The sequence below is a fragment of the Streptomyces sp. NPDC002156 genome, from assembly GCF_053593675.1.
In genome coordinates, this window is record NZ_JBSFDA010000278.1 from 1 (window position 1) to 8,159 (window position 8,159).

The 8,159-nt window shown below is 68.8% G+C and carries 8 protein-coding genes; 3 read left to right on the top strand and 5 right to left on the bottom strand.

The genetic code is table 11. From position 1 onward, the window contains the following. Positions 1–112: 112 nt before the first annotated feature. From ispF to ACWCRB_RS47720, 3 genes are all read right to left on the bottom strand, one after another. Positions 113–622 (bottom strand): 2-C-methyl-D-erythritol 2,4-cyclodiphosphate synthase, encoded by a 510-nt coding sequence (gene ispF, locus ACWCRB_RS47710; RefSeq protein WP_451002055.1) that lies wholly within the window; start codon positions 620–622, stop codon positions 113–115. Continuing rightward, positions 612–1,364, bottom strand: coding sequence for a 2-C-methyl-D-erythritol 4-phosphate cytidylyltransferase (gene ispD / locus ACWCRB_RS47715; protein WP_451002056.1), 753 nt, complete (start codon positions 1,362–1,364; stop codon positions 612–614). Before ispD ends, ispF begins: the two co-directional genes overlap by 11 nt. Positions 1,365–1,673: 309 nt before the next feature. Then, on the bottom strand, positions 1,674–2,156 hold the full coding sequence (locus ACWCRB_RS47720; RefSeq protein ID WP_003953493.1) for a CarD family transcriptional regulator: 483 nt from the start codon (positions 2,154–2,156) through the stop codon (positions 1,674–1,676). 578 nt (positions 2,157–2,734) lie between these two features. Here ACWCRB_RS47720 and ACWCRB_RS47725 point away from each other — a divergent pair. Next, complete coding sequence (locus ACWCRB_RS47725; protein WP_451002057.1) at positions 2,735–3,406, top strand: DUF461 domain-containing protein; 672 nt, start codon at positions 2,735–2,737, stop codon at positions 3,404–3,406. A gap of 107 nt (positions 3,407–3,513) precedes the next feature. Here ACWCRB_RS47725 and ACWCRB_RS47730 read toward each other — a convergent pair whose 3' ends face one another. Both ACWCRB_RS47730 and ACWCRB_RS47735 read right to left on the bottom strand, forming a co-directional pair. Continuing rightward, positions 3,514–4,194 carry a response regulator gene (locus tag ACWCRB_RS47730; RefSeq protein ID WP_451002058.1) on the bottom strand — a complete coding sequence of 227 codons (681 nt, stop codon included), beginning with the start codon at positions 4,192–4,194 and terminating at the stop codon, positions 3,514–3,516. Beyond that, the gene (locus ACWCRB_RS47735; RefSeq protein ID WP_451002059.1) at positions 4,191–5,516 is read right to left on the bottom strand and encodes a sensor histidine kinase; all 1,326 of its coding nucleotides are present in this window, start codon (positions 5,514–5,516) and stop codon (positions 4,191–4,193) included. Before ACWCRB_RS47735 ends, ACWCRB_RS47730 begins: the two co-directional genes overlap by 4 nt. A 202-nt stretch (positions 5,517–5,718) precedes the next feature. On the opposite strand from ACWCRB_RS47735, the gene phoU reads away from it, so the two are divergent. Both phoU and ACWCRB_RS47745 read left to right on the top strand, forming a co-directional pair. After that, positions 5,719–6,408 carry a phosphate signaling complex protein PhoU gene (gene phoU / locus ACWCRB_RS47740; RefSeq protein ID WP_451002060.1) on the top strand — a complete coding sequence of 230 codons (690 nt, stop codon included), beginning with the start codon at positions 5,719–5,721 and terminating at the stop codon, positions 6,406–6,408. A gap of 580 nt (positions 6,409–6,988) precedes the next feature. Next, entirely contained in the window at positions 6,989–8,125 is a 1,137-nt protein-coding gene (locus ACWCRB_RS47745) for a sugar ABC transporter substrate-binding protein (RefSeq protein WP_451002061.1), read from the top strand. Positions 8,126–8,159 lie beyond the last annotated feature (34 nt).

Here is an 8,159-nt window from a genome sequence, read left to right on the forward strand (position 1 = left end):
ATCCAGCCCGTCCGGCGTTTGAGGACGAGCGCGTTCAGCGCGAAAGGGGGTTCGGGGGCGGAGCCCCCGAGGATGGGACGGGTAGGGGCGGCGGGGGCGAGAACCCTGGACCTCAGCCCAGCCGGGCCACCAGTGCCGTCGCCACCGCCATCAGGCCCTCTCCCCGCCCCGGGAAGCCGAGGCCGTCCGTCGTCGCGCCGGAGACCGAGACCGGCGCCCCCACCGCCTCCGACAACACCTTCTGCGCCTCCTCGCGCCGCTTCCCGATCTTCGGCCGCGGCCCCACCACCTGCACCGCGACATTGCCGATCGTGAACCCCGCCGCCCGCACGATCCGCGCCGCCTCCGTCAGCAGCGTGACCCCGGACGCCCCGGACCACTCCGGGCGCCCGGTACCGAAGTGCTGGCCCAGGTCGCCAAGGCCCGCCGCCGAGAACAGCGCGTTGCACGCCGCGTGGGCGACGACGTCCGCGTCGGAGTGGCCCGCGAGGCCCGCCCCCTCGCCCTCCCATTTCAGGCCGGCGCACCACAGCTCCCGGCCCTCCTCGAAAGCGTGAATGTCGGTACCGATGCCGACCTGGGGCAGCACCACCGGCCCTCCCGAAGAACCCTCAGAAGCCATCGTTCAGCCTCCTCCTGGCCAGTACCGCTTCCGCCAGCACCAGATCCAGCGGCCTCGTCACCTTGAACGCCTCCTCGTGGCCGGGCACGACCACCACCCGCAGGCCCAGCTGTTCGACCATGCTCGCGTCGTCGGTGACGTTCTCGGTCACCGTCTCGTGGGCCCGGACCAGGGTGTCGAGCGCGAAGCCCTGCGGTGTCTGGACCGCCCGCAGCCGCGCCCGCTCCGGCGTCGCCAGCACCGGCTCCGGTTCGCCGGGCGTCGTCGCCGGCTCGACCTCCTTGACGGTGTCCGCGAGCGGCAGCGCGGGGACCACGGCCTGCGCGCCCTCCCGTACCGCCTCGATCACAGCGTCCACGGTGTCCACCGGGACGAGCGGGCGGGCGGCGTCGTGGACGAGGACGATGTCGATGCCGGGCGGGAGGGCGTCCAGGCCGAGCTTCACCGACTCCTGCCTGGACTCGCCGCCGGGGACGACCAGGAAGTCCGTGCGCTCGGGCAGCGCGTGGGCGTCGAGGAGGGTCTTCACCTCGGCGGCGCCGTCCGGCGGGGCCACGACGACGACCAGGGAGACGGCACGGGACGCGGCCATCGCGCGCACCGCGTGGATGAGCATGGGCGTGCCGTTCAGCGCACGAAGCGCCTTGGGGGCGCCCGGACCGAGGCGTACGCCCCGGCCGGCGGCCGGAATGACGGCGGCCGTACGTGCCCCGGGCGGTGTGGGGCGCGATTCGTCAGACATCGGTTCCTGTCAGGTTTGTGTGCCGAGCCCTCGTGGGTATGGCCTGGAGGAGTGCCGGGCGCGAGCCTCGATCGGACCCTTCCGTGACATCCGGTCGAGCGGTCTCCGGGCCCGGCACCAATATCAGTACGTCGGTACTACTGACGGCTTCAGTGGGTGCTCTTCAGTTCAATGGGTGCTGGAGAATTCACTTCCGGGCACGAACATGCCGCAGCGCCCGGCGACATTGGATACGTCATCGGGCACCGCGGCATTTTCAGTGTGCTGCCTGAACCGAGTGGGCTTTTCAGGGCCTGAGTTCGGTCAGGGTCAGGACGCGAGCACCTCGTCGAGCAGGGCTTCGGCCTTGTCCTCGTTCGTGTTCTCCGCGAGCGCGAGCTCACTCACCAGGATCTGGCGAGCCTTGGCGAGCATGCGCTTCTCACCGGCGGACAGTCCGCGCTCCCGCTCACGACGCCACAGGTCACGTACGACTTCCGCGACCTTGATGACATCACCGGAGGCGAGCTTCTCCAGATTTGCCTTGTAGCGACGTGACCAGTTCGTGGGCTCCTCGGCATACGGAGCGCGCAGCACCTCGAAGACCCGGTCCAGCCCGTCCTGACCGACCACGTCACGTACGCCGACGAACTCCGCATTGTCCGCTGGCACACGTACAGTCAGGTCACCCTGGGCGACCTTCAGCACCAAGTAGGTCTTGTCCACGCCTTTGATCTGGCGAGTTTCGATGGCCTCGATCAGCGCGGCCCCGTGATGGGGATAGACCACGGTGTCGCCAACCTTGAACGTCATGTGACAGGTACCCCTTCCGTGGCTATCCAGGGTAACACGGAAACGGCGGCTTCTGAATGGCGTTTTCGCAGGTCAGGGCATATCTCGGGGCTTGACAACAGCAACAGGAACGTGCTTCGAGAGGGCCCCGGAGGCGAACGGGAGGGGGGTATTCGCAGGTCGGAGCGGCTCTCCGAACGAAGTGAAACCCGGGCGTTACACACACCTGGAGACCCCGCTGGACGACCAAACATCCACTTATGTCCGCTTCCAAGTGTGCGACTTACGCTACTCCGTTCGGTGAGCGGAGTCGGCTGTACGACGAATCCGGAATTGATCACCGCTTGGTGATCTACGGTTGATCCACGGGTGATCTACGGGTGATCAATTTCCGATCTCTTCATTCCCTTCACAGTAAATGTGAATGTCGAAGTGGCTCTTGAGACAGCCCCGCACTCCCGGGGAACCACCCCCGCCCGTCGTTAGAGGCGGGTCGGGTGCGGTGGCGTGGGAACGGCTCGGTAACCTAAGGCCGCTGACAGACACTTAGGGTGGCTTTACAAGGAGCTGCCCGTGCGTTCCAAGGAGTTGCCGCCGCCGTGAGCAGCAGCCTTCGACGCGGCGCCCTCGCCGCATCCGCCCTCGCGTTCTCGGTCGCCACGCTCGCCGGGTGCGCAGCCGGAAACAACGCCCAGACGCTGGAGATCAAGCCGGACAACGCGGCCACCTCCGTCGGTGACATCAAGCTGCAGAACGTCGTCATCATCACCCAGCCGGAGCTGGAGTCGACCGGCCCGGCCGCCGTCTCCGCGACGGTGTTCAACAGCGGTACGACCGCCCAGACGCTGGAGTCGATCACCGTCCCCGGCACCGGCAAGACCGCCGAGCTGACGGCCGCGAAGGGCGGGAGCCTGAGCATCCCGGCCGGCGGTTCGCTCGTCATCGGCGGCGCGAACAACGCGTCCGCGGTGCTGCCCAGCAGCCGTGAGGCGGTCAAGGACGGCAACGCGCAGAAGATCACCTTCGCCTTCAGCAAGACCGGTGACGTGAGCCTGCGCGCGTTCGTCGTCCCGGCGGAGAGCTTCTTCTCCTCGTGGGGCCCGACCGAGGTTCCGGCGACCCCGGCCGAGACCGGTGCCTCGCCGAGCACGTCCGCGGAGCCGGAGACGTCCGGTTCCCCGACCCCGACCGGGGCCGCCGAGACGGCCGCGGCGGGGTCGACCCCGAGCACCTCGGCCTCGGAGACGGACACGGCCGCCGCCGGTCACTGAACCGTCGTACACGCCGAAGGGCGGGACCTCCTCGGGGAGGTCCCGCCCTTCGGCGTACCGGCGCGCGCCCTGCGCGTACCAGGCCGTAGAACTCTGTACGGGCCGGTTTACGGCTCGAACTTGTACCCCAGGCCGCGCACCGTGACCAGGTACCTGGGCGCGCCCGGGTCCGGCTCGATCTTGGCGCGGAGGCGCTTGACGTGGACGTCGAGGGTCTTGGTGTCGCCGACGTAGTCGGCGCCCCAGACCCGGTCGATGAGCTGCATGCGGGTCAGTACGCGGCCCGCGTTGCGCAGGAGCATTTCGAGCAGGTCGAACTCCTTGAGAGGGAGGTCGACCTTGGCGCCGGAGACGGTGACCACGTGGCGGTCCACGTCCATGCGGACCGGGCCGGCCTCCAGCGCGGCCGGGGTGATCTCCTCGGGCTCGCCGCGGCGGCGCAGGACGGCCCGGATGCGGGCGACCAGTTCGCGGGAGGAGAAGGGCTTGGTGACATAGTCGTCGGCTCCTATTTCCAGGCCGACGACCTTGTCGATCTCGCTGTCCTTGGCGGTGACCATGATCACCGGGACGTTGGACTTGCCCCGCAGCTGGCGGCAGACCTCGGTGCCGGGCAGGCCGGGCAGCATCAGGTCGAGCAGGACGAGGTCGGCGCCGTTGCGCTCGAACTCGTCGAGTCCGTCGGGCCCGGTGGCCGCGATGGCGACCTCGAAGCCCTCTTTGCGGAGCATGTACGAAAGGGCGTCGGAGAAGGATTCCTCGTCCTCGACGACGAGCACTCGGGTCACGGAAGGACCTCCGGGGCGTGAAGCGGATCGTAAGGGGATGTGCCGGTGGTCCGGTCGGCCTCTTCGCCGGGGTCGGACGGTCCGTCCCCGGCTTCGGGGTCGGAGTCTGGGAGTGACTCGGGGTGCGAGTCATGGTCGTACAGATGTACCCGGTTCGCACGGGCGCGGCGGGCGGCGCCCGCTTCCGGGAGGCGCAGGGTGAACGTGGAGCCCTGGCCTTCGGAGCTCCACACGGTGACCTCCCCGCCGTGCGAGGCGGCCACGTGCTTGACGATCGCCAGGCCGAGGCCCGTACCGCCGGTGGCGCGGGAGCGGGCCGGGTCGACGCGGTAGAAGCGCTCGAAGATGCGCTCCTTGTCCTTCTCGGAGATGCCGATGCCCTGGTCGGTGACGGCGACCTCGATCAGGTCGCCGCCCGTGGCGCTGACCCGGCGGGCCGCTATGCCGACGCGGGTGGCGGAGGGCGAGTAGTTGACGGCGTTCTCGACGAGGTTGCCGAGGGCGGCGGCGAGCTGGCCGCGGTTGCCCCAGACGCGCAGGTCGGCGGTGCCGCCGGCGGCCATGGTGATCTGTTTGGTGCCGGCCTGGTGGCGGCAGCGGTCGACGGCCTCGGCGACGAGTTCGTCGACGCGGACCGGTTCGGCGTCCTCCAGCGGGTCGTCGTTCTGCACCCGGGAGAGGTCGATCAGCTCCTGGACGAGGCTGGTGAGGCGGGTCGCCTCGATCTGCATGCGGCCGGCGAAGCGCTCGACGGCCTCCGGGTCGTCCGAGGCGCCCATGACGGCCTCGGAGAGCAGGGAGAGCGCGCCGGTGGGGGTCTTCAGCTCGTGGCTGACGTTCGCGACGAAGTCGCGGCGTACGGCCTCGATGCGGCGGGCCTCGGTGAGGTCCTCGACCAGGAGGAGGACGAGGCGCGAGCCCAGCGGGGCGACGCGGGCGGAGACCGCGAGGGCCTCGCCGCGGCCGGTGCCGCGCCGGGGGAGGTCCAGCTCGACCTGGCGTATCTCGCCGTCGCGGCGGGTGTCCCGGGCCATCTGGAGCATCGGCTCGACCGACAGTTTTCCGCCACGGACCAGCCCGAGGGCGTACGCCGCCGAGCTTGCCTTGACGACCGCGTCCGCCTCGTCGAGTACGACGGCGGAGGAGCGCAGCACGGACAGCACCGTGTCCACACCGGGCGGCAGCACGGGGTCCGTGTGCAGCGAGGTGCGGGTGGGGCGTTTCTGGTCGCGCTCGCTCCAGCGGAACGCCAGCATGGCGATGACGCCGGTGAGCACACCGGCGATCGCTGCAGCTGCGGCGACCGCCGCGTTCACGTCCATGCCCCCAGGTTAGGCATGGGGTACGACATGGCCACAGCCATCAGTGTGCGACCTCGAACACTCGTCGCCCAGAGTTCACCTTGGAGCCAGTATTGGTTCATTTGTCGGGGCGGAAAACGACGCGTGTCTGCCCGAACGTGGGAGCGTGGGGGTCACGGGGCCTGGTGCTGCCCCCGAATGGACGTCAAGAGAGGGACACCTGATGCGTGACGCGTACCACGAAGAACTTGACTCGATCGGCGACAGTCTGGTCGAGATGGCCCGTCTCGTCGGGTCGGCGATCGGGCGCGCGACGACGGCGATCCTCGACGCCGACCTGAAGCTGGCCGAAAGCGTCATCGAGGCCGACGCCAAGGTCGACGAGCTGCAGCACGACCTGGAGGGCCGCGCCATAGCGCTGCTGGCCCGCCAGCAGCCGGTCGCCACCGACCTGCGGATCGTCGTCACGTCGCTGCGGATGAGCGCCGACCTGGAGCGTTCGGGCGACCTCGCCCAGCACGTTGCCAAGCTGGCCCGGCTGCGCTTCCCCGAGCGGGCGGTCCCGCACGACCTGCACGCCACGATCCTGGAGATGGGCCAGCTCGCCCAGCGCCTGATGGCGAAGGCGGCCGAGGTCATCATCACCAAGGACGTCGATCTGGCGATGCAGCTGGAGCAGGACGACGACGAGATGGACCGTCTCCACCGCACCCTCTTCCAGCACCTGATCGACGAGCGCTGGAAGCACGGCATCGAGACGGCGGTCGACGTGACGCTGCTGGGCCGCTACTACGAGCGCTACGCGGACCACGCGGTGTCGGTCGCCAAGCGTGTGGTGTTCCTGGTGACGGGCGAGCACGCGGACGAGCTGCAGCCGGACGTACAGCCGCCCACGGGCGTCGAAGGGGCCTGAACCTCCGTACACCTGTGCGCCGTTGATGCGCCCGGCGGAACGGGCATGCAATGGGGAGAAGGCACCGGATGTCCAGGATCCAGTCTCCAGGATCCAGCGGATCCGGATCTCTAGGACCACCCTCCAGGAGGGCCCCATGGCCGAGACCCCCAGCACGCCCGACCCGACGCAGGAGCGCGAGACGCAGCATCCCGCCGAGATCAAGCATCTGCCCCTGTTCGGCGCCTGCGGCTGTGGCTCCGGCTGCGGGTGCGGCTGCCAGTCGGGCGCCCCTTGTCAGTGCGGTTGACGCCCGGCGTCAGTCACAGGGACCCCGCTCCCTCCCCATGTGGAGAGAGCGGGGTTCTTTTGTGCGCGGTGGTGCCGTTCGCCCTGTTCCGGACCTGGGGGCAGCGGCCACGGTCGTCGCCGAACGGGCATACACTTCACACCAGTTGACGCTCTGGCTCTGTACATGCACAACAGGCACCCTGTTGCCATCTCGTTAACCAGTGCTTCTTGACGTTACGTGCTGTCCCGGCGTTGGCTTCCGTATCTGTATCTGGGTTCGTCATGCTTCCCCGCCTGGAAGGCACCTCCCGTGAACGCTCGTACCCCCCGTCGGATCGCCGCACGTCGTACCGCGATCGCGGTGACGGCCGCCGCCTCGGCCCTCTCGCTCGCCGCGTGCGGCGTCATCGACAGTGCCAGTGGAAGCAGCGGCTCCGCGGCGCCCAAGAAGGGCGACGACATCACTGTGGGGCTCCTTCTGCCCGACAAGAAGACGACGCGTTTCGAGAAGTTCGACTACCCGCTCTTCAAGAAGCAGGTCACCGCCCTCACCAACGGCAAGGGCAAGGTCCTCTACGCCAACGCCGAGGCGGACAAGGCCAAGCAGAACCAGCAGCTCGAAGAGATGATCGCCGAGAAGGTCGATGTCCTCGTGGTGGACGCGATCGACGCCCACACCATCGCGCCGGCCATCGAGAAGGCCAAGGACGCGGACATACCGGTCATCGCGTACGACCGGCTCGCGGAGGGCCCGATCGACGCGTACGTCTCCCACGACAACGAGCTCGTCGGCGAGGTGCAGGGCCGCTCGATCGTCGAGGCCCTCGGCACCAAGGCCGCGACCAGCAAGATCGTCATGATCAACGGCTCGCTCACGGACCCGAACACGAACCGGTTCAAGACCGGCGCGATGAACGAGCTGCAGGGCAAGGTCCAGATCGCGGCGTCGTACAACACCAAGGACTGGCTGCCCGAGATCGCCAAGGCCAACATGGAGACCGCGATCCAGGCCGTCGGGCTGAGCAACATCAAGGCGGTCTACTCGGCGAACGACGACATGGCCGGCGCGGCCATCGACGCGATGAAGGAGGCGGGCGCCAGCACGATCCCGCCGGTGACCGGGCAGGACGCGAGCCTGGAGGCGGTGCAGCGGATCGTCTCGGGCGAGCAGTACATGAGCGTCTACAAGTCGTTCATCCTGGAGGCCAACAACGCCGCGTCCATGGCGGTGGCCAAGGTCCAGGGCCGCTCGATCGAGTTCGACGCGCTGACCCGCGACAACGTCGACAGCCCGACGCAGAAGCAGATCCCGTCGCAGCTGGTCCCGGTGGTGGCCCTCACGCAGGACAACATCAAGGACACGGTGATCCAGGACGGCATCTACACCGTCCAGGACATCTGCACCCCGGAGTACGAGGCGGCCTGCGAGGAGATCGGCCTCAAGTAGTGGGCCCGGCGGCACCGCGTCGAGCGACGCGGTG

Bases quoted from the DNA above. Each gene is read 5' to 3' on its own strand.
- ispF (WP_451002055.1), bottom strand. From the start codon at position 622: ATGGCTTCTGAGGGTTCTTCGGGAGGGCCGGTGGTGCTGCCCCAGGTC.
- ispD (WP_451002056.1), bottom strand. From the start codon at position 1,364: ATGTCTGACGAATCGCGCCCCACACCGCCCGGGGCACGTACGGCCGCC.
- ACWCRB_RS47720 (WP_003953493.1), bottom strand. From the start codon at position 2,156: ATGACGTTCAAGGTTGGCGACACCGTGGTCTATCCCCATCACGGGGCC.
- ACWCRB_RS47735 (WP_451002059.1), bottom strand. From the start codon at position 5,516: ATGGACGTGAACGCGGCGGTCGCCGCAGCTGCAGCGATCGCCGGTGTG.
- phoU (WP_451002060.1), top strand. From the start codon at position 5,719: ATGCGTGACGCGTACCACGAAGAACTTGACTCGATCGGCGACAGTCTG.